The organism is Calothrix sp. FACHB-168 (genome assembly GCF_963889195.1).
In the GTDB taxonomy this organism is placed as follows: domain Bacteria; phylum Cyanobacteriota; class Cyanobacteriia; order Cyanobacteriales; family Nostocaceae; genus Aulosira; species Aulosira anomala_A.
Genome location: NZ_CAWPNJ010000019.1, coordinates 107,221 through 131,367, shown reverse-complemented (window position 1 = coordinate 131,367; position 24,147 = coordinate 107,221). Strand labels below are relative to the sequence as shown.

General features: G+C 35.1%; 39 protein-coding genes and 1 tRNA gene. All 40 read right to left on the bottom strand.

What is annotated here, in order from left to right; all coding sequences use genetic code 11:
• Window positions 1–5: 5 nt before the first annotated feature.
• Window positions 6–401 carry a hypothetical protein gene (locus AACW45_RS11495; protein WP_190627810.1) on the bottom strand — a complete coding sequence of 132 codons (396 nt, stop codon included), beginning with the start codon at window positions 399–401 and terminating at the stop codon, window positions 6–8.
• A 6-nt stretch (window positions 402–407) separates the two neighbouring features.
• Window positions 408–1,010 carry a hypothetical protein gene (locus AACW45_RS11490; protein ID WP_190627808.1) on the bottom strand — a complete coding sequence of 201 codons (603 nt, stop codon included), beginning with the start codon at window positions 1,008–1,010 and terminating at the stop codon, window positions 408–410.
• A 54-nt stretch (window positions 1,011–1,064) separates the two neighbouring features.
• A complete protein-coding gene (locus AACW45_RS11485) occupies window positions 1,065–1,556 on the bottom strand; it encodes a GIY-YIG nuclease family protein (RefSeq protein ID WP_190627806.1) in 492 nt (163 codons plus the stop codon).
• Window positions 1,557–1,630: 74 nt separating this feature from the next.
• Window positions 1,631–2,113, bottom strand: coding sequence for a hypothetical protein (locus AACW45_RS11480; RefSeq protein ID WP_190627804.1), 483 nt, complete (start codon window positions 2,111–2,113; stop codon window positions 1,631–1,633).
• Between the two features lie 22 nt (window positions 2,114–2,135).
• A complete protein-coding gene (locus AACW45_RS11475) occupies window positions 2,136–2,324 on the bottom strand; it encodes a hypothetical protein (protein ID WP_190627803.1) in 189 nt (62 codons plus the stop codon).
• Entirely contained in the window at window positions 2,314–2,703 is a 390-nt protein-coding gene (locus tag AACW45_RS11470; protein WP_190627802.1) for a hypothetical protein, read from the bottom strand. The genes AACW45_RS11475 and AACW45_RS11470 overlap by 11 nt, the downstream gene beginning before the upstream one ends.
• A 281-nt stretch (window positions 2,704–2,984) precedes the next feature.
• Window positions 2,985–4,010 (bottom strand): hypothetical protein, encoded by a 1,026-nt coding sequence (locus AACW45_RS11465; protein WP_190627801.1) that lies wholly within the window; start codon window positions 4,008–4,010, stop codon window positions 2,985–2,987.
• Window positions 4,011–4,075: 65 nt separating this feature from the next.
• The gene (locus tag AACW45_RS11460; protein ID WP_190627800.1) at window positions 4,076–4,699 is read right to left on the bottom strand and encodes a hypothetical protein; all 624 of its coding nucleotides are present in this window, start codon (window positions 4,697–4,699) and stop codon (window positions 4,076–4,078) included.
• Complete coding sequence (locus tag AACW45_RS11455; RefSeq protein WP_190627799.1) at window positions 4,662–5,180, bottom strand: hypothetical protein; 519 nt, start codon at window positions 5,178–5,180, stop codon at window positions 4,662–4,664. Before AACW45_RS11455 ends, AACW45_RS11460 begins: the two co-directional genes overlap by 38 nt.
• An 86-nt stretch (window positions 5,181–5,266) precedes the next feature.
• Window positions 5,267–5,989 carry a hypothetical protein gene (locus tag AACW45_RS11450; protein WP_190627798.1) on the bottom strand — a complete coding sequence of 241 codons (723 nt, stop codon included), beginning with the start codon at window positions 5,987–5,989 and terminating at the stop codon, window positions 5,267–5,269.
• 93 nt (window positions 5,990–6,082) lie between these two features.
• Window positions 6,083–6,469 carry a hypothetical protein gene (locus AACW45_RS11445; protein ID WP_190627797.1) on the bottom strand — a complete coding sequence of 129 codons (387 nt, stop codon included), beginning with the start codon at window positions 6,467–6,469 and terminating at the stop codon, window positions 6,083–6,085.
• Window positions 6,470–6,552: 83 nt separating this feature from the next.
• Window positions 6,553–7,215, bottom strand: a complete 663-nt coding sequence (locus AACW45_RS11440; RefSeq protein ID WP_190627796.1) for a hypothetical protein — start codon at window positions 7,213–7,215, stop codon at window positions 6,553–6,555.
• A 249-nt stretch (window positions 7,216–7,464) separates the two neighbouring features.
• Entirely contained in the window at window positions 7,465–7,692 is a 228-nt protein-coding gene (locus AACW45_RS11435) for a hypothetical protein (protein WP_190627794.1), read from the bottom strand.
• Window positions 7,693–7,701: 9 nt separating this feature from the next.
• Complete coding sequence (locus tag AACW45_RS11430) at window positions 7,702–8,043, bottom strand: hypothetical protein (protein WP_190627792.1); 342 nt, start codon at window positions 8,041–8,043, stop codon at window positions 7,702–7,704.
• Entirely contained in the window at window positions 7,994–8,227 is a 234-nt protein-coding gene (locus AACW45_RS11425; protein ID WP_190627789.1) for a hypothetical protein, read from the bottom strand. Before AACW45_RS11425 ends, AACW45_RS11430 begins: the two co-directional genes overlap by 50 nt.
• Before the next feature lie 155 nt (window positions 8,228–8,382).
• Entirely contained in the window at window positions 8,383–8,670 is a 288-nt protein-coding gene (locus AACW45_RS11420) for a hypothetical protein (protein WP_190627788.1), read from the bottom strand.
• A 335-nt stretch (window positions 8,671–9,005) separates the two neighbouring features.
• Window positions 9,006–9,137, bottom strand: a complete 132-nt coding sequence (locus AACW45_RS11415) for a hypothetical protein (protein WP_339385080.1) — start codon at window positions 9,135–9,137, stop codon at window positions 9,006–9,008.
• A gap of 61 nt (window positions 9,138–9,198) precedes the next feature.
• Window positions 9,199–9,372: a hypothetical protein gene (locus AACW45_RS11410; RefSeq protein WP_190627786.1), complete on the bottom strand. Its 174-nt coding sequence runs from the start codon at window positions 9,370–9,372 to the stop codon at window positions 9,199–9,201.
• Window positions 9,373–10,208: 836 nt separating this feature from the next.
• Window positions 10,209–10,661 (bottom strand): hypothetical protein, encoded by a 453-nt coding sequence (locus AACW45_RS11405; protein ID WP_190627784.1) that lies wholly within the window; start codon window positions 10,659–10,661, stop codon window positions 10,209–10,211.
• A complete protein-coding gene (locus AACW45_RS11400) occupies window positions 10,658–11,056 on the bottom strand; it encodes a DUF1257 domain-containing protein (protein WP_190627781.1) in 399 nt (132 codons plus the stop codon). Before AACW45_RS11400 ends, AACW45_RS11405 begins: the two co-directional genes overlap by 4 nt.
• 255 nt (window positions 11,057–11,311) lie before the next feature.
• Window positions 11,312–11,491: a hypothetical protein gene (locus AACW45_RS11395; RefSeq protein WP_190627779.1), complete on the bottom strand. Its 180-nt coding sequence runs from the start codon at window positions 11,489–11,491 to the stop codon at window positions 11,312–11,314.
• Complete coding sequence (locus AACW45_RS11390) at window positions 11,488–12,162, bottom strand: hypothetical protein (protein ID WP_190627777.1); 675 nt, start codon at window positions 12,160–12,162, stop codon at window positions 11,488–11,490. Before AACW45_RS11390 ends, AACW45_RS11395 begins: the two co-directional genes overlap by 4 nt.
• A gap of 474 nt (window positions 12,163–12,636) precedes the next feature.
• Window positions 12,637–13,140 carry a hypothetical protein gene (locus AACW45_RS11385; protein ID WP_190627774.1) on the bottom strand — a complete coding sequence of 168 codons (504 nt, stop codon included), beginning with the start codon at window positions 13,138–13,140 and terminating at the stop codon, window positions 12,637–12,639.
• Window positions 13,141–13,204: 64 nt separating this feature from the next.
• On the bottom strand, window positions 13,205–13,588 hold the full coding sequence (locus tag AACW45_RS11380) for a hypothetical protein (protein WP_190627772.1): 384 nt from the start codon (window positions 13,586–13,588) through the stop codon (window positions 13,205–13,207).
• A gap of 846 nt (window positions 13,589–14,434) precedes the next feature.
• Window positions 14,435–14,719 (bottom strand): hypothetical protein, encoded by a 285-nt coding sequence (locus AACW45_RS11375; RefSeq protein ID WP_190627769.1) that lies wholly within the window; start codon window positions 14,717–14,719, stop codon window positions 14,435–14,437.
• Between the two features lie 514 nt (window positions 14,720–15,233).
• Complete coding sequence (locus AACW45_RS11370) at window positions 15,234–15,626, bottom strand: hypothetical protein (RefSeq protein WP_190627767.1); 393 nt, start codon at window positions 15,624–15,626, stop codon at window positions 15,234–15,236.
• A gap of 183 nt (window positions 15,627–15,809) precedes the next feature.
• Window positions 15,810–16,685: a hypothetical protein gene (locus AACW45_RS11365; RefSeq protein WP_190627765.1), complete on the bottom strand. Its 876-nt coding sequence runs from the start codon at window positions 16,683–16,685 to the stop codon at window positions 15,810–15,812.
• Between the two features lie 109 nt (window positions 16,686–16,794).
• Window positions 16,795–17,097 (bottom strand): hypothetical protein, encoded by a 303-nt coding sequence (locus AACW45_RS11360; protein ID WP_190627763.1) that lies wholly within the window; start codon window positions 17,095–17,097, stop codon window positions 16,795–16,797.
• A gap of 159 nt (window positions 17,098–17,256) precedes the next feature.
• Window positions 17,257–17,529, bottom strand: coding sequence for a hypothetical protein (locus AACW45_RS11355; protein ID WP_190627760.1), 273 nt, complete (start codon window positions 17,527–17,529; stop codon window positions 17,257–17,259).
• 219 nt (window positions 17,530–17,748) lie between these two features.
• Window positions 17,749–17,931: a hypothetical protein gene (locus AACW45_RS11350; RefSeq protein WP_190627757.1), complete on the bottom strand. Its 183-nt coding sequence runs from the start codon at window positions 17,929–17,931 to the stop codon at window positions 17,749–17,751.
• 72 nt (window positions 17,932–18,003) lie between these two features.
• A complete protein-coding gene (locus AACW45_RS11345) occupies window positions 18,004–18,159 on the bottom strand; it encodes a hypothetical protein (protein WP_190627755.1) in 156 nt (51 codons plus the stop codon).
• 152 nt (window positions 18,160–18,311) lie between these two features.
• Window positions 18,312–18,572, bottom strand: a complete 261-nt coding sequence (locus AACW45_RS11340) for a hypothetical protein (RefSeq protein WP_190627753.1) — start codon at window positions 18,570–18,572, stop codon at window positions 18,312–18,314.
• A 32-nt stretch (window positions 18,573–18,604) separates the two neighbouring features.
• A tRNA-Ile gene (locus AACW45_RS11335) sits at window positions 18,605–18,677 on the bottom strand.
• A 212-nt stretch (window positions 18,678–18,889) separates the two neighbouring features.
• Window positions 18,890–19,117 carry a hypothetical protein gene (locus tag AACW45_RS11330; RefSeq protein ID WP_190627751.1) on the bottom strand — a complete coding sequence of 76 codons (228 nt, stop codon included), beginning with the start codon at window positions 19,115–19,117 and terminating at the stop codon, window positions 18,890–18,892.
• A 409-nt stretch (window positions 19,118–19,526) separates the two neighbouring features.
• Entirely contained in the window at window positions 19,527–19,808 is a 282-nt protein-coding gene (locus AACW45_RS11325; RefSeq protein ID WP_190627749.1) for a hypothetical protein, read from the bottom strand.
• Window positions 19,808–20,218: a hypothetical protein gene (locus tag AACW45_RS11320; RefSeq protein WP_190627746.1), complete on the bottom strand. Its 411-nt coding sequence runs from the start codon at window positions 20,216–20,218 to the stop codon at window positions 19,808–19,810. Before AACW45_RS11320 ends, AACW45_RS11325 begins: the two co-directional genes overlap by 1 nt.
• Window positions 20,219–20,983: 765 nt before the next feature.
• Window positions 20,984–21,226, bottom strand: coding sequence for a hypothetical protein (locus AACW45_RS11315; RefSeq protein WP_190627743.1), 243 nt, complete (start codon window positions 21,224–21,226; stop codon window positions 20,984–20,986).
• Between the two features lie 121 nt (window positions 21,227–21,347).
• Window positions 21,348–21,722, bottom strand: a complete 375-nt coding sequence (locus AACW45_RS11310; RefSeq protein WP_190627741.1) for a hypothetical protein — start codon at window positions 21,720–21,722, stop codon at window positions 21,348–21,350.
• 169 nt (window positions 21,723–21,891) lie between these two features.
• Complete coding sequence (locus AACW45_RS11305; RefSeq protein ID WP_190627740.1) at window positions 21,892–22,650, bottom strand: hypothetical protein; 759 nt, start codon at window positions 22,648–22,650, stop codon at window positions 21,892–21,894.
• A 732-nt stretch (window positions 22,651–23,382) separates the two neighbouring features.
• Window positions 23,383–23,976, bottom strand: coding sequence for a hypothetical protein (locus AACW45_RS11300; protein ID WP_190627738.1), 594 nt, complete (start codon window positions 23,974–23,976; stop codon window positions 23,383–23,385).
• Between the last annotated feature and the right edge of the window lie 171 nt (window positions 23,977–24,147).

Genomic DNA, 24,147 nt, shown 5'->3' with positions numbered 1-24,147 from the left:
ATTTATCAATCTTCTAAGTCATTCTCTTCTTCAGGTGGATACACATCTGTCATATAATCTGTATCTATCCAAACAAAACCAGACCCTTTTGCCTTTCCATTAAGGAAATCAGTTATATCTCTTACTTGGTCTACATCTCCTTTATAAATAGGAAATAATTTAATCCTATCTATGGTTTCATCTACTTCTTTGTTTGGCTCTCCTCTAAAAGAGGTGTGAACTCTTTTAGCTTCCTCTTTACCTAATTCATATACTTCATCTTCTTCTCTATCTTCTATTTCTGTTTCTACTTTTATGAGATACAGATGATTAGTTTTCTTTTGTCTTTGCTTTTCAGTATTCTTATATAAAAGAAATACACAAGTAACTAAGGCAAAGAAATAAAATACATTCTTCATCATAGTCTCCTATTTAATACGTATGTTTGGAAACATCTTAATCCCTCTGCATATTATCTTTCCTTTCATATCTCTTTTCTTACTTTCGTTTTCCTTAAAAGTTTTGATTAAAGCCTTCAACTCTGCCCATCTTCTTTCTTGTTCGTTTGTTTTCTTATTAATCCTAGATAAGTCATTATACTCCTCTTCTATTTCTCCCACTATCTTATCTCTGTCTGGGGATTTACTTAGAAACTCTTTACTTGTTTCCCCAAGCATACAATATGTAGCATAATGTCCTAATGTCAATTGACTAATTGCAGATTCTCCCCTGAGAACTTTATTTACACTGTCTTTAGCCTTTCTGTAATTCTCATTATCTCTACCACTCTTTATATTTACTCTTGTAGTAGACCATATACTTATACCCATTAGAACAATACATGTTATCATCCAGCCCCAATGTATTCTTCTACCATCCCCATCACTATAATCTGCATTCTTTAGAGACTCTCTATATTCTCTAACTACCTCCTCATATATCTCATTATCATCTCTTTTAGGTATCTCATATCTCTCATCTTCTGGATTATCACTAGGACTATTATTTCTTTTACCCCATCCTCTGACCATCTTTGCTGTCCTCATTAAATAAATAAGGCGGCTAGTTAAGCCGCCCAATCTAATCTATTTATTATTAATAATTGGAATAGGTTCTTTATTATAAGTACAATCTTCAATAACTTTATTAGAAATAATTGCTATAGGGATAAGACTAGTAACCAATACTATTAATGTTTTAATTAAAGGCCCCTTTCCTTTATCCTTTCTATAATTCCACTCTTTACCTTCTTTTATATAAAGGTCTCTATGAACTCTTAGATAATCAATAGGGTTCAAGTCAAACCACTCTTCACTATTTAATAGATTCACTCGACAATAATTATATTTATTATGTAAATATTTCTCTATCTTATAAGCATCAGGATGATATATAGAATGTAGTTCTAGAATATTACAAGGTGGCTGACTCTTATTTAACGATGCCATTCTCTTGTCTACATTACCTGATACTCCTATCTTACATCTCTTAAGAAAAGGACTTAATATACCATGATATCCTTCTGCTTCTGCTAGATATACATGATCTATTACAACTTTAGGTTTAGTATTTACCATATATTACTTAATATAATTTATATATATAATAGGCGGCTTAACTAACCGCCTATTATTGCGATCGCATATTTTATCTACCCGTTAATAGCAGCTTCTAATACACCCTTATCCTCTGCATTATACAGGGCAGTAATCCATGCCTCTTTTTCACTCGCACCAGCCCCTAATATCCAGCCCCACCCACCATTTCTTTCTTCTATTCCTTCCCACTGAACACTAATACTGTACGTTCTCTTAAGTATGGATAGTATTCTCTTTTTACTAGAATGTACTATCACATATCTGTAATCACTACCATCAATACTAGTCTCATCATTGGTACTCCCAATCTCATGCCCAGTTCTACACTCGAAACCTAGTTTAATTAACTTTTCTTTATTTATCTCTAACTGCGCCGTCTCCTCTCTCTTAATACTAGCTTTTATATCTTCTAGAATATCTACTTCTTGTAGATACCTTTTATATTCATTAGTATTGTAAATCTCTCCTAAGGCTCTAGCTACTCTTAATTCTTGCTCTTTTAAATAGCTATTTAATCTTTCAATATTAGTACTCATTTACCTTATACTCCTTACTTATTTATTCCATTTCTTGTATATGCTCTCTAACACTCTCATTACTTAACTTAATTTCGCCGCCTCTACTACCTTTAAATATATAAGAAGCCTTTCCTCTAATATTATTTAAGTAACTCTCCTTAATATATTTAACTTCCTTTTTTCTCTTATAGAGATAATACTTTCCTTCAATTAGAAAGTTACTTTCCATATCTAATTTCTATCCTCTCTTGATAAATCGCGCCCCTTCTAATATTCTCCCTATCTCCTATATACTCAATAATCCATAAACTACTTATTAATCCAATACCTACTATTCCTCCTACTATTCCCCCTTTTAATATATTATTTCTAACCTCTTTTATCTTCTTTTTATTACTCTTTTCTACTGTATAATCCCAATTCTCTACTGTTTCTATTATTAATCTTCCTTGCTCTTTATATTCCTTATCTATCTCTAATAGAAACCTAATCTTTTCCTTTCTTTCTTTAAGAGAAGCTTTATTCATATAGACAATATTATCTCTATGTCTATTACTTCTGTTTCTAATATCGAAATCTAAATTTCTTAGCTTTTCTCTATCTTCCATAGTTTTCTTGCTGTCTATGTAAAAATAAACAAATTTGTATAGCTTTATTGTTTGTTTTGCTGTCAGTTTATTTAAAACCTTAAAATTTAACTATTATTTAGTAAATTAAATAAAATAGAGTTATTTATAGTTAAACTAAATATGTTAACTATAAATAACTCTATTTTATTTAGGTTTTTATTTATTTGTAGTGAGCAAGAAAGGGATCGAACCTTCATGTTTCCAGTTACTCTTTCTACTCCTTAGAAGGGAGAGGAGATACTTGCCCGTGTATATTAAACTTAAACTAAATTTAGTAAAGGTATGCTAGCTATTCCACATATAGCTAATTCACTAGGAGCTTTACTAGATTTTAGTATTCTTTTAACTAACAAGCCGCTAATTATCATTAGTATTCCTATATATATACCACAGATATATATAACAGAACATACTAATATGAATAGACTAAACCATAAATAACTTTTCTTGGGCGGCACATATTCTTTATCCTTAACTAAATAATAAGTCATTACACTTATTACTATACTAAGAATTATTAATCCTATCTTCTGATAGATACTAAACTCATCTACATAGCTATCTATCATACTACTAACATTGCTACGCGCCCCTGCATTACTTAGCACCATTATTAAACTAAGCCCGCTACTGATACCTTCACTACTATTATTTAGAACACTTATGTAATGCTTATCTTTAGTATCTCTTATTACTTTATTTAGTGCTTTAGTAGGAAGTCCCCAGAATAATGCACTTATTATTCCTACTACATATCCCTTTTTAGCAATACTATCATCATCTTTTATCTCATCATCTACATCATCTTCATCTTTATTTCCTTTTATTTCTTCTAGAATCCTTCCTATACCTAACATACAGATTAACAGAGGCAATATAGGCGTTATATTACTATTTATCTCTACTTTCATAAAGATTTGAGTAATTAGAATAGACGCTCCACATCCAATCCAACCACCTAACTTAATACCACTATTATTGATTAACTTTCCCCATATATACATACTTAATAATATACCTATATATTGTCCTTCTCTAGGTAATTTAAGATTATTACCTAGATCTCCACATATAACTAATAAGCCCGCCCCTAATACTATTCCTTTATTAAATACATAACTAAATCTATTACTACTAGTAATTCCTTCTATTATTATTAATCTCACTACATCTCCTATTCCTCCACCATAGCTAATCCACATTAATAAGCCGCTTATTCCTTTCATTCTTCTTATTAGAAGACTTATTAATATACCACTTACTATTCCCCATATAACTTCACTCATCTTTTCTCATCCTTTTATTTATTATTCTTTTTATGTACCTGCTAGTTAAATAGCAGGCACATAATTTACTCTATTACTTGCACTACTTCATTACTATATCTCTCTATAAGAAATGTGTAGTTTTTACCAATAGAAATCTTTGAATACATATCTCTATTGAAATAGATAGAGATATATTGGGGCTCATTATTAATGTTACTCTTATTAGCTTTATCTTTTACTTTTGTATATAGGTTTACTCTAACGAACTTGTCATTAGGGTGTTCCCATAAAGGTTTGTAGGATAAGGTAACATTAACTTCTAATAGCGGGCTAATTCTACCACTATTATCAGTAGCATCCCAACTATATTCAACATTTCTAATTCTAGAAACGCGCCCATTACTTAACACACCATAGAATTTAACAGGATTACCTACTTTAGTAAGGATACCTTCAGTAACAGATATATGGGTGTCAATATAGGCTGGGCAATTACCAGACCCATTTAAAGTAATTCTTCTGGAGCCGCCTATACTTTCATCTACATTGGTAACTACTCCTTTAATTAACCCCTCTTGAGGTTTCTCACTGCATAAATTAACATTTATTTTCTTAATTGGTTCATTACTTTTACTAGATAAGAACGGCAATATAAAGGCTAATAGTATACTAGATACTATTACAGGAAATAGTTTCTTCTTTGACATTTAAACTGTTGTCCATCATAAGAGTGATAAGAGAACCACTACCAATATTATTAGGAGTAACACCTTTAGGTATATTGGTAGATTTAATCTCTTGTACTAGACTTATATTATCTTTGTGACCTAATACTTTAATATATAGGCTTAATACCCGTCTAGTAGTATCAATACTTCTGATATGTTTAGGTGAGGTATAGAGGCCGCCTATCAAACTAATCTCATACCTTTTACCTATACTCATGTCACTAACTAACCAATAGTCTTCCTTTTCTACCCTATAACTGATTTCTAGAATAGGTCTTACTTTATCTATTCCTTTATCAATATCTCTTCCTATAGAGAAGTTAGGACAATACCAACTGCCACTTAATTTAATTACGTCTATTGCAAACCATATACTTCCATATCTAGGTTTATCTCTTTTATTTAGCTCTTGTTCATGCTTGCAATGTATATTAGTTAGAACTTTTCCTCTAATGAGCATAAGTACCTCAGGTAGATGTATATATTTACTATTAGTTAGCTCTTCTAATAGAGAATAGATAACTAACTAATAGTTTTATCTTTAAATTAAAAGAGATTCTTGAAAGTCTCAATATATGGCTCTAACTCTGGAAATAGCCCAGGTGCCATAGTCCAGTTGCACTTAATTACCTTTATTTTTGGGTGTTTAACAGCATAACTATAGTAGTTTAGCCAGCTATTATAATGGCTTGGTCTCTCATCTTTAACCCATTTTTCTTTAGATTTCTTACTGTTACTTTTAGGATCTTCTTTTACTAAATTAAACTTTTCACAGAAGGTAGATACACAGGGAATGAAGTATGCTACTCCTTCAGGGCTAATCATTCTTTTAGCCTTGTAGTTAACTTTATGTAAACCTTGAAAGTCTTTAAAAGTTACAGGTTCGATTATATTTATAATCCTTCCTTTATACTCTTGTTCACCCCAGACCCAATTAGGTTTTTGTTTTTTAACTGTATTCTCATTAGAGACAGTTCTATCATTACTAGTACTATTATCTATTCCATTACTAGACTTGGCGGCTGGACTATCCTCTTCAACTTGTGTCGAAGATGCAAGCGCCTTATTAGATAACCAGCTATCTACTATTTGAGTAAGGATATCATTAGTATCCAATTGATTATTAAGGGTGGCTTTTTGTTGTTCTAGTACCTTTCTTAGTAGATGTAGATTATTTTTATCAGTAGATGGCACTGATACTTCTTCTTGATTAGGTAGTATTACTTTCTTAAGAGAATCTACTTTACCTAGACCGTTCTTTAATAGCATTCTATTGCTCCTTATAGGATAGAGAAAAGAGAAAGAGACCGCCTTGTTTATATAAAGCGGTCTCCTATTGACTATGTCAATTTAAATAATAACTTACATACAGTAGACTAATAATTCTTCTCTAATAGCATCAAGAGCTACCTTATTAGCATTGTTATATAACCAATCAGGCAGAGTTCTTTCTATTTCACTATTACCATAAGCTAGAAACTTAATACATTCCATCCATTCATCTATATTGTCATTAATGAATTCAGGTAGAGTATATTTACCTTCTAGACTTGAAGCTATTAGATCATAATAATTAATATCTCTTATATTAGACTCATCTAAGATAACTTGAAATGATTCTTTAGCTGCTATATCATTTCCACTTCTTATTCTCCATAGGAGTGGAAAGATATAAAACCTTCTATATATCTCTAACTTATTTCCTACTTGTTGAACTGTTAACTGTCTTAAGGCATTAGCTAATTGCATAGCTATCTCTCCATTTACTTTATCTTTAAATTAAGTATCTATTATCCCTATTAGAGGAGAGTTCTAATAGGGATAATTATTATCTATTTAGTTTTCTCTTTCTTCTTCTTACCTAGGGCGGCACTAGTTAATTCACCAATATCAGTATTAGCCAACTGACTAATTCTATTAGCCATTCTTACAGGCCAGATATTAGCCCAATAATTATCCTTAGCTTTCTTAGTTAATTCAAATGCTCTATCTGTTTCCTCCTTAAGGGATTCAGCAGTACGAATAATATCACCATAGGTAATACCTACATAGTTATCCTCTCCTACAAGAAAGATAACATTCTTACTAGCCATACTATCACTAGGATTGATAGATTCCATCTTAGTAGGGTTAGGAATAAATGGCACCTTAAACTCAATACCGATTAATGGATTATAGTCACCATCATTTCTGGCGGTCTGATACCACTCTCTAGCTTCCTTTTCTATTCTTTCCTTAAGAGTCTTAGGCATACGTACTACTGCTCTTAGTCCATAGAAGCTGCTGCCAATATTCATTCTATTTACACCTCTTACTTCTACCTCTTCATTAACTTGAGAGAGTTCACCAGTAATGGTATATATATCTTCTTCTTGCCCTTCTGCATTCTTCATCTTCACAGCACCAATACCAAAGGTACTAGTATCCTTCTCATTATTCTTTATTAAGTTAATCTTGAATGAAGCATTTAAAGGGCGGCTTTTATAGTTAGACATGTTATCTTTCTCCTTGTTTATAGTTACTAAGAAAAGTATCTAATCTCTTTTTATATAATCTACATTAAATCAATCGGGATTATGTAGTATGGTGCCCTTGCTTAAACTACTAAATCCCGACCTATTAACCGTAGATTACTAAGAGATTAGATACATGGGTTGCGTGGTTGGGGATACTGCTCACCTTAGAAGGTGAATAGGAGAGTTGCCAACCCCTCACTTCTAATCTAGATACTAGATTAAGGCAAGTTAAGGTAAACCTTTAGACCAATCTTCTAATTCTTCATAAAGGACTACTACTTCTTCACCTTTATATTCAATAATGCCAGCCATATCATCAATAGATAAATCATCTCTATTAAGTATCTCTTTAGAGACTTCATTTATATGATCTATGGCATCCCAAATATGGAACCCGGCATCCTTCATCTTTAGAGTAGCTTCATCTATAGCCTTCTCTATCTTTCCAGGTTCCATACTTATTAATCACCTAGTATTAATCCCAATAGGGAATCTAATATCCCTACCCTCGTTAGCGGTACTTGTTTCTTCTTCTTCCAATACTTCTGACTGGACTGCTGAGTTAGCTGATATGCTTCCTCCGTCTCCTTCTGTAGTTGAAGGAACTGTTCCTCGCTTAGTTGTCTCATCTAACTTTCCCTTCACTTGCAGATATACGTCTTTAGCAAAAGATGTAATTAATATCCCTACTAGTATTACAGCTAATAGGACTCTTACTAGAAGTCTAGTAGCCGCAGCAATATCTTCCCATAATTCGCTAGAGAATATCTCCTGCATCAGAGTCTCTTTCCATTCTGTCGCATCCATGTTCTATATCTCCTGGTAGTTCAATATCTTGTGATAAGGCGGCTATCTTATTAGCTACCTTCTTACTATTAGGTATAGTTCTTCTCTTATGGAGATTATATATACCTAATAGGAACCATAGACCCACTATAGTTAATATCCCATTTACTACGTGGGTAAGAATATTATCTAAGAATCTTTCCATTCTCTATCCTATGTTGAGGAACTGGAGTGCCCCATTTAACCCAGTTATATACTCCTACTAGAGCTAGTATTAAGAACATAGTAAGGAATACTCTATTAACCCCGTCTCTATTCCTTTGTATTTTCTTTATGTAAGCTATTTGTTGGGGGGTGAGTTTATTCATTGACAGTACCTCCTAAGGTTCTATTCCATTTAGTAAGAGCTTCATTCTGCTTCTTACATTCATCACTCATTGGAATACTTTTCTGTTGAATTACTTCTGTGACGCATTCTTGAGATAATACAGGCATAGGTTCTACCTTCTTTGCATTCTTATCTATAGGGCCCTTAACTACTACAACAGCAATAGCTATACCTAGAATGCCAATGATATAGGGATGTAGTTTCTTTTCTTGAGGGCTAGGTTCTGTAATAGCTTTAACGATATCTTTACCTTCAATCATCTACTTATCTCCTCTCATCTGTTGGTTCCGTCTTCTTTCTTCTCTTAGCAAGAGAAGATCACATTCATTACTTCTTTCACCTCTAGACTTAATTAGGGCACAATCACCGTGAGTTAGTCTATTGCCAGCTTTAACTCTAAAGACGGCTCTACTTATTTGTAGAGGTTGGTACATTACGTGTCCCCTAGGAAGACTAATATTACTATTAGCTACCCATAAGTTGCCGCATGTAAATATCACCCCAAAATAAATGAGAGGCTTCCAAGGAACCTCTCTACTACCACTACTCTTAGGTTTAGGAACTACTACTACTCTCTGTTGAGTCATACTTCTCCTTACTCATCTATATTCACCATCACCCTTTTCTCTATAAGGGAATTAGTATTACTAGTAACTAGACTAGTAAATGAACTACCAATAGTCCAATAGACTATTAGAGGAATAGCTATATAAAGTAGATATCTCATTGTTTCTTTCCTTAAGGAATTAATATTAACCCTGATATTAAACTAATCTACTATCTATTTACTATTCATCTTCCCCATCTTCTATTTCCCACTCCCAGATAATACCTGGGGGTGGGTCTCCTTCTTCTATCTTTCTAGATACCTCTTTTTCTATCTCCTTCTTTATATTTCTCTTAGGAGATATTAGATACATAACTAGGAATAGAGGAAAGAAGGCAAACTTAATTAGTTTCATCACCTTCCTTAAATTAATTAGATTATCCTTCTATTAGATATTCATTAATCTCTAATGAGTTCCCTTCTCATCTTCAATTATCTTTCTCTAATAGAAGAATGTAACTTATAGTTACCTTTCCTAGATTCTACTCACCTTTATTAAATAGGTATTAATAAAGGCACAGTTAATTCCTATCCGACTATCCTACTAATTAACAACCTTAGATAGAAGATGGTTTCTCACTAAAACCTATAAAACTCAACCCCTTTGAACTTGACCACTACTTATAAAGGATGAAGTCATGTAATGGTATGGTAGTTTCTCATTAACTTCCAGTTATAAAAGCCTATTACAGTGCTACTAATACTAGGTATCAATAGGGAAGAGTCCTAGTATAGTTAATAAATCCTTCTATTGGGATATAGCTATCATTATTAATGGTAGTAGTAAGAGTTGAACTTACTTCTCCTAATTCACCCTAAAGGCTAGCCCATATTAATAGGATAATTAATGAATAGAAGGCGGCCTTAAACCGACTACCTATCTTATATAATCTACCCATTCCTAATAGATTATATAAGAATACTCCTTATAGGAATTGCCATCTAGTTCTTCTCTATCTAGATGGGTCGATAGAGAATAGACTCATTACTTTATATTTACTTCCTCTTATTGAGTCAGAGGAGCGGATAGGTATCCACCTCCAATTGCTAGTCTTATTCTTCATTATTACTCTTATTTGGATTGAGGATTAACCATGACGCTGGTAAGAATCGTTACTAGAGAAGACCTAGAAGCCAGCTCTTATACTCCTATCTAGGTTATACATTAGGGAACGTCTAATGAAGCCCGCCCTAGATTACAGGTAGACTAGGAACATACTTATGGATTTCAACAGAGAATCTAATCTCTAAATATTTTCTCCTATTCATATGTTCTACTTTCCATCTATGTTTAAAGTTCCTAGTCTTATATCTAAAGTAATTAATAGAAAGATAATCTAGAACTTTAAAGTAGCCCTTTCCATCATCTTCATAATTAACTACCCAGTTAATCTCTACCTTTCTCCATTTACTTTTTAGCCTAGTTCTCTTCACTTCATAGTGAACAGTAATATCCCGAAAGCCTTTAGGTATCTGCTCTTTAGGATATTTCCTAATGAATAGATATCTACTTCCATAAGGCTTCTCTATTAACTTAACTGGTCTCTCATCTTTAAACAAACATTCCTTTAACTCCCCTCTCTCCTTTATTCCTAAAGAACAGAAGTAACCAGCATTATAGATACATTTATTACAAATGCTCATCCCACATTAATAGAGACATTAGCACTACTACCAACCTTGCCACCTACAGTAGCTTCTTCTATTCCTAGTTGGGCATATATCTGACAGATACGATTAAATATCTGCTCTAGAGAATTACCTTCTCTCTCTCCATTAGATAATGCTCTACAGCTATTTGCTAACCCACTCCAATCACCAACTACTTGGTAGACTCCCTCCTCTGGAACCCAATCGAATCCCATATCATAGATACTATCTACGATATTTAGAACGATATCAGCAGGTCTAACCTGCCCATTGTAACCTCTAATTAACCCATCTTGTGAGATAACAGGGCCCGCCCCTACCTTCTCACAAGCCTTGATCAATCTTTCCTTATTCTTTAGTTGAGTAATAACTGCATGGAAATGGCTCATGTTAATCTACCTATATTTAAGAAAGGGGTGTTCTGTAATCGCTGGGTCACATACACCATTTGGTAACTATAGGAATTACACCTATGTCTATTAGATAACACCCGTAAAACTCTAATAGGTTTTATTAACTAAACTAAGCTACCATTCTTTGTTGAAGTATGAGGCAAAGCTACCAAGAAAGTACCTTTATTCACTAGGAGATTGACATATCTATTAGATAAAGGTACTAAACCCTAATAGATAAACTTTATATTTCTACTTGTTAGGTAACTCTATCTTAATAGGTTTTTCCATTCTTCTATTAGCCTCTTGTAATCCCCATAAGGGAAATAGTATAAGTAATAGACCTATACCTACTGCTAAAACATTTCCAAAATTGCTTCTAATAGGGTGATGTTTCTCTTGTGCCCTATTATATTGATCTTCTGATTTCATATCTTGTATCCCTCCTTAGTTATTAGAATCTCCATTTGTAAGAAGTTCCTTCTATTACTATCCTCATGATGATAGAGTCTTACCCTCCTACCATCATGTTTAATAAACGCATTCTTATATAAGGTAAAGGCTCTCTTACTGATAAGAGTATAATTAATATCTTCCCATCTCCCTTCACACATAAGGGTTTCTAGGGAAGTATCATATTCCTTATTTAACTCAGCTAAGAACTTTCTATACTCACTATTTCTAGTAATTCCTAATTGAGCCATAATTAGCTTTCTAGCCCTTTGAAATCTTTTACCCTCTCTAGGGGCCCATTTAATAGCTAACCTATCCTTCCTGACTCTTAGAACTGTCGCATAGAACAATGCTGCATAGATAGCTAACTCTTCATTATCTATCTCATCAATTAACTTAACTACCTCACCCCAGTTAATTAGGTAAGGTATCTTTCTTATGATAGCTTTAGCTACTTCTAGATCCCTTTCTGCTATGAAGCAGAACATTGATCTGAATATATTCTTGCTGCCAACAAATCTTTTATCCCCCGCATAACAAGTAAGAGCTATGAACTGCTCTTTGTTATCTCTCCAACTTAGTTCCATAACTGATCGAGATATCTCTGATCTCAGATCAATCATGGCTTTAAGACCAAATAAACTAGGCATAATAGACTCCTTTGTTCATAACAAAGGTATTCAATAGGGGCTATCTTAATCCCTAATAGCTGTATATCTACTAGGGATATTAAGGGCTGATAGCCGATACCCTTCTCTTTTATATATTTCTTTGAACTTAGCCTTTACAGACTAAGAAGCCGACTCTGCACATGGCAGACAATAGCAATATATACTCTACTCACCTCTCTCCTTGCTATTAACAGGAGTTCATATAGGCGGCTTTAATACCCGCCTAGCACTTGTTCTATACCCTATAGATTATATAGAAGAGCCACTAGACTAAATATTAGAGGAACCTATATTAGAGGACTAGTTACCAACTACCTACTTAGGATAGGTTAGCTACTCCTACCTGAGCTTTAGTTTCAACAGGAATAGGTAACTTGAACCTGCATAACTAAGGAGTTAATCCTCCTCATTAGAAGGTAATACTATTACTAGTAACTACCCTCTAAAGAAGATTTATCTATTCACTAGAATAGGTTTACTATCTAATGGATAAGGTAGATAACCCTTAACCTTCTTTCTCCTCCTACTAAAAGAAACAGTAGGTGATTCCTTCCACTTGAATGTAATTCTTCTGAAGGGTGGATAGATCTCTTCCTCTATCCTAGAGTCTAGAAAATTAAACCTTTCCCTTACTTTACTAATAAGTGGTGCAGAACTAGCAGTTTCTACTATTAGAGTTACTAATCTCTCTCTCCCTATTTTCTTCTTACTCATCTCCCAATGGATAATGCTATATAGTTCTTTCCACCCCTTGGGGATTTGAGATTGTCTTCCTTCATTCCTATAGAGATTACATTGAGTAACTCGTACATTGACAGCCTGAATAGTCAATGAGGGCGGCTTACCTTCTTCTTTACTAGGACACTCCTTCTCATTCTTCATCTCCTTTGGAAGATAACCTTTACCACAGTAACCTTCACCAGAAGGATTATAGTACTTACATCCATTACAAATCATATCCCCCTCCATTTAAATAAATAATTTATCCCTAATAGAAGATTCCTACTAGGGATTAATTAATCTAACTAACACTAACTGAGATATGACTACCCTCTAGGGCTCTACCTTTACTACCTAGCTCAAATGCAGATAGTCTTAGATACTCTTTAATAATGGCGGCATTTAGTTCACTCAAAGAACTACTAACTTCTCCATTACCTCCACAGTTACCCATAGATAAATCGGCGGTCATTATATACTTATCTCCTTGAGCAATATAACCGATATCATATTGACCCTCCATAAGCCCCGCAATATCCACAGGCAATACTACACTTTGGTAATATCCTCTAATGTGATGCCGCTCTTTCACCTCTTTAATCTGAGGCTGGTTACTGATTGCTTGAATCAGTAATCTTTTATCTGACACTTTAATATCTGTTTGAACTGGTTGGAAGTGACTCATTATTATTCTCCTTATTAAGATATTCGACGGCACATCTAGACGCAATCTCTACATTACTACACTTACCTAAAGTAAATACAGTAATCCCATTACTACTTTTAGTAGTCATTACTCTAGAACCTTTTTTCGATACTTCTTTAGAGATATTACCTATCTCCCTAATAGAAAGAACTTTCTCTACTAGAAAGGCTCTTAGATTAACTACCTTAACTTCTACCCTATCAATAGTAGTCATTACTTACTAACCTCTTGAGAAGGTGTACAGTTATTAGTATTAGGGATTACTTTACCTCCGTAGGTAACCACAGTTATAACTAGGATTGTTACTATGGCTACTCTTGTGAATAAAATCATATTCCTCCTTATTAAATAAATGCCCACTTTCTTCAACCTTCCCTATAGTTATATAGGGTATATAGAAAGCTTAATTAAATAATCCATCTCAAACTAAGTTAGTGAGCCATGAGGCGTGTATATTCGGCCTAGAGCCCATAATCTACTACATTAATAGTCCTGGAGAAATGAGCAAGACCTCAACTAGTAGAGAGATAAGATTATTAAATAAACCTTCTAAACACCATATAGATGAGTTAATGGGATCGGGAGATGAGTGGTCTGGGGTGTAGACTGACGAGAAAGCTAACATTAATAAACATTTCATTTATATTTATCGTTGAATAAATATAAAATTATATTTTATTGTTTTATAACTTCTACTCGTAGTAGGAGTATCTTATAAATATTGTTTTAAATACTCTCTTCACCCATCTCTATTGATTTCTTTAGAGATATTGTTGTGTACTACCTATTAGATTTACTTAATAGGTAGTATTGTCATATTTACTTTTAGAATCTTACTGTATACCCTTTGAAGCCACTACCTTTACAAATAGAACCTTCTATCTGTTTTTCATTAACAACAGCAGTAAAATTCTTCCCCCATTCACCATAAGCACAGGTTGTAAAACCTTCTACTAACGAAGCATTAGAATAACCAGCTTTATCTAAAGCCTCTAGGTAGTTATCATCATTAGGTAGTCCCAATGATATTAAATAGATAATAGCTAATATACCTAATCCTAATAGACCAAACTTAGATAGTACTTTAATATATTCCCAAACTACTTTCATATCCCCTCCATTAAATTAAAAGAAATACCCCCTAGTATTTCTACTAAGGGATATAAGAAATATGCAAACCATAGGAAGAATGACTTCCTACTACTATCTAGTAAGTTACTAGATAGTTTCGTCTCTAGTCAGGAGACTCATCAGGTAGGTTTTATCTATGCATCCATAATTGATGGAGGCAAACTATTAATGTTCCTAATAGGAAAGCTTCTACTGGATTGAGGGGAACTATCATTAGTCCAGTCTTAATAAGGATATTGTTCCATAAGAAGAATACTATCCCTCCTACAATACTAAATGCGCCACCCCAAACTACTATATAACCTAACATAGTAGTTAACCATCCCCATCTATTAGGGTCTTTTATCTTAGCCAATTAAATGTCTCCTTAAATTAGATTCATTAGAAGAAGTTCTATACTTTAATAGATTAATTAAATAGACCCCTTTCTATTCTATTAACTAGTCTAGTTAGGGGTCTATTTAATTAATAACTATTATCTAATGAGAATAAGCTAACCTACTGAGAGACCTAGACAGCCACATGGACGCATATCTTCTTCACTAGCATAGACAGTGCCGAAGACAGTAGCGAGGCGGCTAGTATCCCCGCCTAATTCTTTTACTGCACTTCTAAAGAGATTAGATACGATATAGATATCATATCCTTCAGGTAAGGGGTCATGACTTGTAAAAGTGACCCCACCATAGAGGGGAATATCAGTATCTAATGAGGGGGCTGGTAGATTACCAGTTTGAGCATTTAAGTTAGTACCAGCTAGTATTATTTTAATAGGTACTGCTTCTTCTTTAAGAATTAACTTGCGCCCTCCTTGTACTGCTATAGTATCTTCCTTAGAAAATATGTTAATTGTATGTTGGGTGCCGTTATAGATATTAATACTCATCTCACTAACTCCTTACTAATGTGTAACTGTAAATCCAATAGGAAGAATACTATATTTAACTAGTAATCATTCCTAATGAAGGCGGCTTTATATCCGCCTATTCTATTTAACTAATACTAGATAGATATTACATCTTTCTAATGAAGATAATACAGACATAATATCTACCTAGTAATTAACCAATTACTTAACTTTGAAGTTCTCAGCTAGTTCTCCTAACCGTTCACTCCATAAGCTATTAGCTTTATCAAGCCCTTTCTGATACACTTCCCATACTTTAATAGCTTCTTCAATAGAAGAAGCTTCTACTAAAGAAGATACTATTTCACCAGTTGGGGTCTCACCTTCTTCTAGTACAGTAAAGGTGGTTGGTTTATCTACCCCTTCCTTTAATCTAAAGGTATATTCTACCTTCTCATTCCAAGCGTTTAGAATACCATAGTCACTTAGATTAAAGTGAGTAGGAGTAGTATCCAATATAACCTCTACTGAGTAGGGGATATGTTTTTGTTGGTGCCATATTTCTAGGGGCACCAGACCATACCCATTAACCCAAACAAGCCGCCCTTCTCCATATTCACTAGGATATGGAAATGATTCAGGTAATAGATATACCTTTAAGGCAGATACCCCATTCTCTGCTAAGTCTCTAGCTTCCTTTAGACCTAATGAGGGATTAGCATTTCTAAGCTTATTAATCTTGGTAATAATATCATCTGTTGATTCAAACTCAACATTTAACAGAAATCTATTCTGTTCTTCTAGAAGGCTAATCAATCTACCAGCTAACTCACAAGCTTTCTCTTCGCCTATTAAAGCTTCAACTAACTCCTCTCCTAGTTTTAGTGCTAGGTTACTATCATCACTTTGAGTAGCCTCACTTATTCTCTCTTTTAGATTAGGTACCGCACTTCTAGGAAATTTAATAACTCTATTATTGATTCTATCAGGAGAAACAATATGTACCTCCCCATCTAATACGTAGATTAAAGATAAGCTATCTACATAATTAGCACCTATGGGTAAACCGTAACTCTCATCTAATTTAACAGTAACCATCTCATCCTCCAATAACTTTAAATAGAACTGTTAATAATACTATTTAAATAGATACATTCTTCTAATGAGGTAATACTATCTCTAATAGAAGAATGTATCTATTTAACTATCACCAGGTTCCCATATCAGTCTTAGGTAGAAGGGGGATCTCTTCTTCTTGCCGCCTCGCTACAATATCCTTAATCTTTTCTACTCCTTCCGCAGAGAGGATATCTAGTTGGGCCTTAACAATACCATTCTCGCTACCCACTTCCTTCAGCACTTCATCCCCGCACATTTCAAAATCACAAACATTGTGCGGGTCAAGGAACTCTACTACAGCTTCAATATCCTTTAACGAATCTGGTACCAGAATATAACTAATATTACGTGTAGTTAACTTGTTATTTGTCTTCTTTAAGAAATAAGCCATATCCTCATCCTCCACTAACTAATCTACTTAACCTAACTAGGCGGCTAGTATCGCCGCCTATCACCATTAACCTAATCTAGTTAAGTATAGTACATTTCCTTTTGAATCAATAGAAACATACTATACCTATCTAGACTATTTACCAGCCCCTTCTATATCTCATCTACCCCAATAGCCTTTCTTCAAACCAGCAATACAAGAGCCGCCAACATAACGACCACCACCAAGGAACTTATCATTTCCTGATGCACATTCTAATGCATCATCAGTTTTATAGGTACTTTTAGTAATCCATCTATAGGACTTCCATTGCAGACACTTACCTAGTACCTTCATACTGCAATATTTAGGTGCCGCCTCTTTAGCACTAACAGGAACATTACTACCAATTACTAAACCAACTACTAACCCAACCACTAATACCTTTCTCATCTGACTCTCTCCTGGAGATATTTTTACCAATTGTTGATTGATGGGTAGGTATACCTACCAATTACGACCCGCCCCGTAACCTTTATATTCAACGCGGCTATAGTCTGTAGTAGCTACTACAAATAGGCTATAGATTCCTTGAATACCTAGTATCCCCACTAGGCATATTAAGATTACATGTAATAGTGCGCTTCTGATTGAAATATCCATATCTACCTCCTAAAAGTAAATGTCACCTTCGTAACCACTTCCATCGCCTAATCTAACAGGCGAATATATATGAACCTTACTGAGGAATTCATCCAGTAAGGCTCTCACTAACTTCTCATGCCCTCCTTCGTGGTATTCATTACTGCTAAAATGGTATGAAGCTTTCTTCTCTCCTGATTTACAGGATTCCATAACCTTATTAAATTCTCTTTCCCAAGCTTCCATAATTAATTAGGCGGCTAGAATGCCGCCACTACTACTAAACTATTGATAGGGGATAACTACTTCCCCTTTGTTGAAGAGAGTGGTTACTGGACTAGGTTTTAAGTCATACTTAGCATTCACTAAGCTTAGACCTATAATCGCGCTACCTAAAGTTCCAACTACCACTACACTAGTTAATACTTCAACGATTCTCATGGAACCCTCTCCAATAAACAATTAACCACAAGGATAGTTGCTAGTTATCCTTATGGTTAATTAGTACTAGATAGATGCGCCGCCCTTAGTACTAGATAGATAATACATTCTTCTAATGAATCATTAGGAACATATATATCTACCTAGTACTATTAACCTGGAATCAATCCTTTCATCACTTCTCCAATACTAAACATAGCTGAATAGTACTTCCAATTAGGTCTATTCTCTACGACCCATTTAGTTAAGTGATGCGCCTTCCTCCACTCACTTTGAGGAAGCCCATACACTTCCCAATCTTCAACATAGACAGAATCATCTATATTGTTAGCAACATGGTCAACTACGGTATGACCTTCTTCAGTGATAATAACTAACGCATATTTATCTTTAGCTTCTAATCCATAAAGCATAGTAATTCCTCCAGTTAAATTAATTGGTTAAATAGACGGTGTGAGGATCGAACTCACCTATGGCGGCTTATGAGGCCGCTACTATCTCCAGATAGTTAACCGTCCAGAACAATACCGCTCTGTCAACTGCCCTAGTTATAGATGCACCCTAAATTAATTATTTCTTCTGCAATCCCTCATTAGCAGTCCAAACTATCTTATCTTCCCAAATGAACCATAGATCCCCATATGGTTCTACTTCAGAGCTTGTGGTATAGAACCTTAACTTTAGAGGATGTAGATTCAATTCTACACTCCCTCTAGTGAATTCTAACTTACTAATCAATAGTAAGACTAGAGTAGTCAAGATTCCCAGAAGATACGTAATCATAGTTTCTTCTTTTCCTCTTCCTAATAGGTCTATCAACTGGAATGTATCTGAATATAACCTTCTTCTTTAGATGAACAAGGATATCACCTTCCCATTCCACTTCATTCACCGCCCTAGTTCCCCTTAGTATTCCTATAGTAGGATCTAAGGTTTCACTCATTATCTCTGGAACCATATCACTCCACTCCAGAACCCGCGCCCTCTATCACCTACCCATGTAGGAGTAGAGATAGTAACCTTCTGACCTATCCCTATGAAATGAGTAATCAGAAGGTTATATAAATGTTCGTAAGCCAAGTCATTATACTCTGCCCCACTAAGGTAGTAGGTACAGAGTATAGAGTTAGGCTGCCTCCATACATCCAGTATCTCTTTGAACTCTCTAGTAGCAGCCCTTTCGTAGAGAGGTATAGTTACTTGGATTGTTCTATTGGACATGGAGGCTCCACTTTAGATATTTGATATCTAGTCCAACCAATGCCAGCTAATACACCCACCATGAATATAATGAATGCAGAGATAGCTATATTAGCTAACTTCAATTCTAAATAATCGTTATCTTCCTCAAACATGCCGCCCCTAACCTAAACTTTTACGTCTTGATAGAACTCACTATCAGGAAACCACACCTTTCCTACATACGTTTCAGTATGACCAAACCAGATAGGCGCTTCAATAGATATGTTCTTCACTCCTTGAGTAACTATAAGGCTGCTACTCATATGCCCAAATGCATTAGAGTGATATTCATTAGGAGTGAAGGAATAGCTAACGACTGCCATTCCTTTCTTCCACGCTTCTATCACTCGCTGATATTCCCTCTCAGCGACATCTGCTACTTGAGAAGGAGATAGTTTAGATTCCATTACTCAGTTACCTCGCAGCTATTAACTATCGTCTCTCCTTCTACAGCTAGATTTAATACCTCTCTTTCAAAAGGAGAGATACGAAGGATATCATTACTCCCTTCTGCTTGGGTTAGAGTATAAAACTCCTTCACCTTTTGTACGAAGATTGTTTTCAGTTTCTCGCTAACTGAATCCTTATGTAAGGCAGACATTACCTCACAGATATTCTCTAATTTATGTATCTTAATAGTTTCTCCATTTCTTAATAGGGCGGTCATTATCATCTTCACTTCAAAGGTGATATAGTCATCATCATCGTCATCATCTACTTGAGAGACATACACCTCTTTCATCTCAAAGTAGACTAGTTCCTCCACATCTACTATTTGAATAGATTCGCCAACAGAAATATCTCTAAATTTAGCCATGACCCAACCTCCAATTAAATAAATTAGTTAACAATACAGGTTAGAGGAATCGAACCTCCCCTACTGATAAATGGGTCAAGATCGCCACCCAAGTTCAATAGTTCCGTATACCTGTTACCAGTCATTCGGTCTCCTATCTATTGCTAGATAAGAGTTTGGAGCAGTTCCACCAGCTAATTGTTATAGGAGGTAACCAGCCTCCTATTAACTTAAAGGCAGATTAACACTACCTAGTTAGCATGGTTCTCTTATAGATGAAGCTACCACCCTTCATCTATATTTCTTTACGTCCTTTGGTAGGACTTAAGAACGGGGTACCAAGCCGTCCTTTATAGGTTAGAGAACATGAACCTAAGATTCTATTCAATAGTGGTTAATCTATCTCCTAGAATATCTACTTCCCTCTAGATAGGAAATAGCCCAATCTTTTCTTAATCTCCCTATCTCTACTTTTGAAAGATAGTTCGACACCTTTTCATCTAATAGGCACCTATCAGAATCAAGGGGGCTTATTGAGTTACCCTTAATCATTAGTTCATCAACTGTTACTTGGGAGGCTTATAACTTGTTCATCTTCTAAAAGCTGCCTCATAACTCCTAGAAAACTATTACCTAATCCACCATACCTTATTAACTAATCAGTTAATAAGAACATTTCCACTATAGGTAACATAGTGATTATCTTCCTAATGGAAAGTGGGCAGGTAGTTCTACCACTAAAGCCGCCTAAAACATTAACGGATTAGACCAGCTTTTGCCAGCTCTCTAAAGACCGCTTACAAAAGCTTGGCTCTTAGATGGGTGCCTTTCATTCCAAGCATGAACCGCCTGGATGATTTCCACTGGAGCATCTAAGAAATTTCTAGATTCCCAGCTAATACACATCTCTAGAATATTCTTGGGAACATCCTTACTGATAGACATGGCAAAAGGCCCTTTGCCATCTTCCTTACGAGTTATGTACCAGCAGTCAAACTTAACATTATATTTAGTAATATATGCAGACATACATTTTTCTCCTTATGGTGTAAGGTTTACAAATGACTATGGAATTATTGCTAGACTTGGGACTAGCCTCTTCACAAGAAGGGTTCCTTAATGCAGATAGAGAAATATCTGCATCCCTCGGTTAATTATTCTGAGACAACATATATTCATTGACTATTTCCATAGCTTTGTTTCTCTGCTTTTGAGATATCACTTTTGTCTCTAGAGAATTGTTTCCTTCTAAGAGATAAGTAACCAACGCAGCTAGACTTCCAAAGTCTACTTCTAAATTAGAGGTCTGTTCTCCCCTTACTAGCTCGTAAAGGTAACTAGTAAAAGTTATTCCTTCTTTCTCAGCCTCTACTCTAAGCTGGCTGTATATGCTGATACCTTCTTTAGGGTCAGCATATAAAGAGGCAAAGATTAGATGACTAACAGTTAAACGGAAAACTCTAGTTTGTAGAATGTTTGGGCTGTTGACTTCTAAGTAAGTTAGTAAGTCGCGTAAATTGTTCATGTTTGATTCTCTCGGACTCTGATATTGTAATAGCATTTTCTCCGTGTTCGATCAACAATTGTCTTAGGGCTGTTTCTATCAAGGCGTGTTGTGTTTGCATATCCCCAACTTGTTGCTGTTCTTTATGGTCTAGGTAGTTAGGGAACTAGGAGTCCCCTAACTAGATAGGCTACACGCCTACTTTACTGAGATCTTCTTCGCTAATCTCAGCTACTTCAGAAGGCTGAAGGTCAGGTTGAGTAGTTTGCGAAGTTTGAGCAATAGTATTACCCATCATCATATTGCGACGAGCAGCCCGACCTGCTTCAATGCGATTATTACGAATTTCAATAGAGGTAGCCCGATTAGCCCGTGCTAATTCTCTTTGCTCCTCGGCAGTAGAAGGTTGAGTGCCTTTAGGGGCAACCATGTCTCCTAACCACTTTAGCCCATTTGCAAAGAAGATACCGCTAACATTCATGGTGAATGTATCACTGGTAATCACATCGAACTCTACGGCTCTGCCTCTCTGACTACTTTCTGGACGGGCATTGAAATTGCTCTCAAAGATTTCCATGTCTTCCAGCGACATACTGATAGCAATAGTGCTTTCAAGCATGGTATCTTCTGGATGATTTGGGTCATTCCATGCCAGCTTATCTTTGGTAGAAGGAACTGTAGTGTAGGCAATGCCTTCCATGCTTGTACACTTAGCATAGATTACCCCAGAAGCAATCTCTGGATGAGATTCACGTAAGAATCCTCCTTTAGTACCAGATGCAGCAACTACTAAGGTATATCTTATTTCGCCTTCATTAACCGTCTGAAGAGCAGCTAGCTCTGCCTCCCGTTCTTCTTGTAACTTCTTGTGTAGCTCTTGTTGCAACTTCTTGATAGCTTCTTTGTCTTCAGCAGAGCGGTTAGAAAACTTTCCATATAAACCAGCCATGAGGAACCTCCATTTGAATACTAGTATTGGCTTATTGGTGCTGGTAATGAAGCGAATAGACCATGCACCAAAGAAGCGAGACATGTTAGCATGGCTACTAGCTAACTCTTCTCGACTTATTAGTGAAGGTCAGCTAGCTTACAAGCGGCTCGACAATCAGCACACTAATAAGCTTCCAATAAGCATACTTCACCAGTCCATCTAGTGATGGTCAACTGGCGCACAACCAGCACACTTAGAGCATACTAAGACAGCTCTAACGGTGCATGGACAAAGAGCATACAAAAAGCTTACAAAAAGTACTCTTAGGGAGTACCCCAGATATCACTGATTATCTATTTAAACTTATAGCTACCCTATCCTCCCCGGCATTCTTTCTTCAAGCGATCAACGGTATAGATTCTAGAGTGATAGCTACCTAACTTACATTCCGGCATTCTTTCTTCAAGCGATCAACGTTCAGTTTGTTAGGCTTCTAAATATTTACTCTACTCCAGGATAGCCATAGGCCATACAACCTTCGTAGAATAATTACATAGAATTTGTTTATCTAGATAAACAATTTATCTGAAGATGTTCTGTGTGTCAAGCAGAACACTAAAAGAAAGAAGGGGGATATCCCCCTTCAGTTATTTAACTAGCTTTGATTATTGCTCAGTTACTTCGTGTCTTTTCATTCCACTTAAGTAACGTTTAATCAATTCGATAGCAATAGGATCCAGTTTTGTTAATTCACCACTTGTATTCAAAGCTACTTATTGGACACTTACCTATGATATCAAAGAACTCTTTAGTGTTTTTCTTGAATATATACACTCTAGGGTTTCCTTGATTTGTATGTAGGCTTGTATTTAGATTAGTATACTTTGCTATTTTGTTACTCAATGCTTCAGCTTCTTCAAAGCTAAATCCATCAGTAGCAAAGTATATTCCTCCTTTTGTAGCTTTGCTTCCATCATCTAAGTACCAATGAAGTAATAGATGTTTATCTATTATCAGGTCATTAGGCAGTATCTTTTTACTCCCTATATACCACCTACTTCTTTGGTTCTTGAAGAATAAACTACTTTTAGTACCTATGTAATAAGAATAGTAGGTCTTTCTTGTTCTTTTATCAAAGACAAACTTATTCCAAATAGGTCTATTAGTAAAGTAATTTACTTTTGTAGAAAGCCAGATTAGATATTCTTTATGCTTAGAATAATGTAGATATCTAGGAGCATTTGTTTCTTTGCTCTTATAGACTATGCTACTATCTCCCAACATATTGCCATCAAATCTTTGCTTCTCTTCAAAACTTAGATTATATTCTGTTAATATAGTCATTCTCTGCATCACATTTAATTATGCAGAAAGTTTAATTAACAGAATCAGGTGAATGGTAGGCCGTTACTTTATTCCTCCTACCTCTTTCTTTTATTACCCTAATGTTAGTTAGTGTTGGATTATTAGAAAGCTCAGACTGTATATTAATCCATACGATTACTATGTTATTAG

Coding starts and splice junctions, on each gene's coding strand:
- AACW45_RS11495 (WP_190627810.1), bottom strand. CDS start 401: ATGATGAAGAATGTATTTTATTTCTTTGCCTTAGTTACTTGTGTATTT.
- AACW45_RS11490 (WP_190627808.1), bottom strand. CDS start 1,010: ATGGTCAGAGGATGGGGTAAAAGAAATAATAGTCCTAGTGATAATCCA.
- AACW45_RS11485 (WP_190627806.1), bottom strand. CDS start 1,556: ATGGTAAATACTAAACCTAAAGTTGTAATAGATCATGTATATCTAGCA.
- AACW45_RS11480 (WP_190627804.1), bottom strand. CDS start 2,113: ATGAGTACTAATATTGAAAGATTAAATAGCTATTTAAAAGAGCAAGAA.
- AACW45_RS11475 (WP_190627803.1), bottom strand. CDS start 2,324: ATGGAAAGTAACTTTCTAATTGAAGGAAAGTATTATCTCTATAAGAGA.
- AACW45_RS11470 (WP_190627802.1), bottom strand. CDS start 2,703: ATGGAAGATAGAGAAAAGCTAAGAAATTTAGATTTCGATATTAGAAAC.
- AACW45_RS11465 (WP_190627801.1), bottom strand. CDS start 4,010: ATGAGTGAAGTTATATGGGGAATAGTAAGTGGTATATTAATAAGTCTT.
- AACW45_RS11460 (WP_190627800.1), bottom strand. CDS start 4,699: ATGTCAAAGAAGAAACTATTTCCTGTAATAGTATCTAGTATACTATTA.
- AACW45_RS11455 (WP_190627799.1), bottom strand. CDS start 5,180: ATGCTCATTAGAGGAAAAGTTCTAACTAATATACATTGCAAGCATGAA.
- AACW45_RS11450 (WP_190627798.1), bottom strand. CDS start 5,989: ATGCTATTAAAGAACGGTCTAGGTAAAGTAGATTCTCTTAAGAAAGTA.
- AACW45_RS11445 (WP_190627797.1), bottom strand. CDS start 6,469: ATGCAATTAGCTAATGCCTTAAGACAGTTAACAGTTCAACAAGTAGGA.
- AACW45_RS11440 (WP_190627796.1), bottom strand. CDS start 7,215: ATGTCTAACTATAAAAGCCGCCCTTTAAATGCTTCATTCAAGATTAAC.
- AACW45_RS11435 (WP_190627794.1), bottom strand. CDS start 7,692: ATGGAACCTGGAAAGATAGAGAAGGCTATAGATGAAGCTACTCTAAAG.
- AACW45_RS11430 (WP_190627792.1), bottom strand. CDS start 8,043: ATGGATGCGACAGAATGGAAAGAGACTCTGATGCAGGAGATATTCTCT.
- AACW45_RS11425 (WP_190627789.1), bottom strand. CDS start 8,227: ATGGAAAGATTCTTAGATAATATTCTTACCCACGTAGTAAATGGGATA.
- AACW45_RS11420 (WP_190627788.1), bottom strand. CDS start 8,670: ATGATTGAAGGTAAAGATATCGTTAAAGCTATTACAGAACCTAGCCCT.
- AACW45_RS11415 (WP_339385080.1), bottom strand. CDS start 9,137: ATGAGATATCTACTTTATATAGCTATTCCTCTAATAGTCTATTGGACT.
- AACW45_RS11410 (WP_190627786.1), bottom strand. CDS start 9,372: ATGAAACTAATTAAGTTTGCCTTCTTTCCTCTATTCCTAGTTATGTAT.
- AACW45_RS11405 (WP_190627784.1), bottom strand. CDS start 10,661: ATGAGCATTTGTAATAAATGTATCTATAATGCTGGTTACTTCTGTTCT.
- AACW45_RS11400 (WP_190627781.1), bottom strand. CDS start 11,056: ATGAGCCATTTCCATGCAGTTATTACTCAACTAAAGAATAAGGAAAGA.
- AACW45_RS11395 (WP_190627779.1), bottom strand. CDS start 11,491: ATGAAATCAGAAGATCAATATAATAGGGCACAAGAGAAACATCACCCT.
- AACW45_RS11390 (WP_190627777.1), bottom strand. CDS start 12,162: ATGCCTAGTTTATTTGGTCTTAAAGCCATGATTGATCTGAGATCAGAG.
- AACW45_RS11385 (WP_190627774.1), bottom strand. CDS start 13,140: ATGATTTGTAATGGATGTAAGTACTATAATCCTTCTGGTGAAGGTTAC.
- AACW45_RS11380 (WP_190627772.1), bottom strand. CDS start 13,588: ATGAGTCACTTCCAACCAGTTCAAACAGATATTAAAGTGTCAGATAAA.
- AACW45_RS11375 (WP_190627769.1), bottom strand. CDS start 14,719: ATGAAAGTAGTTTGGGAATATATTAAAGTACTATCTAAGTTTGGTCTA.
- AACW45_RS11370 (WP_190627767.1), bottom strand. CDS start 15,626: ATGAGTATTAATATCTATAACGGCACCCAACATACAATTAACATATTT.
- AACW45_RS11365 (WP_190627765.1), bottom strand. CDS start 16,685: ATGGTTACTGTTAAATTAGATGAGAGTTACGGTTTACCCATAGGTGCT.
- AACW45_RS11360 (WP_190627763.1), bottom strand. CDS start 17,097: ATGGCTTATTTCTTAAAGAAGACAAATAACAAGTTAACTACACGTAAT.
- AACW45_RS11355 (WP_190627760.1), bottom strand. CDS start 17,529: ATGAGAAAGGTATTAGTGGTTGGGTTAGTAGTTGGTTTAGTAATTGGT.
- AACW45_RS11350 (WP_190627757.1), bottom strand. CDS start 17,931: ATGGAATCCTGTAAATCAGGAGAGAAGAAAGCTTCATACCATTTTAGC.
- AACW45_RS11345 (WP_190627755.1), bottom strand. CDS start 18,159: ATGAGAATCGTTGAAGTATTAACTAGTGTAGTGGTAGTTGGAACTTTA.
- AACW45_RS11340 (WP_190627753.1), bottom strand. CDS start 18,572: ATGCTTTATGGATTAGAAGCTAAAGATAAATATGCGTTAGTTATTATC.
- AACW45_RS11330 (WP_190627751.1), bottom strand. CDS start 19,117: ATGGTTCCAGAGATAATGAGTGAAACCTTAGATCCTACTATAGGAATA.
- AACW45_RS11325 (WP_190627749.1), bottom strand. CDS start 19,808: ATGGAATCTAAACTATCTCCTTCTCAAGTAGCAGATGTCGCTGAGAGG.
- AACW45_RS11320 (WP_190627746.1), bottom strand. CDS start 20,218: ATGGCTAAATTTAGAGATATTTCTGTTGGCGAATCTATTCAAATAGTA.
- AACW45_RS11315 (WP_190627743.1), bottom strand. CDS start 21,226: ATGTCTGCATATATTACTAAATATAATGTTAAGTTTGACTGCTGGTAC.
- AACW45_RS11310 (WP_190627741.1), bottom strand. CDS start 21,722: ATGAACAATTTACGCGACTTACTAACTTACTTAGAAGTCAACAGCCCA.
- AACW45_RS11305 (WP_190627740.1), bottom strand. CDS start 22,650: ATGGCTGGTTTATATGGAAAGTTTTCTAACCGCTCTGCTGAAGACAAA.
- AACW45_RS11300 (WP_190627738.1), bottom strand. CDS start 23,976: ATGACTATATTAACAGAATATAATCTAAGTTTTGAAGAGAAGCAAAGA.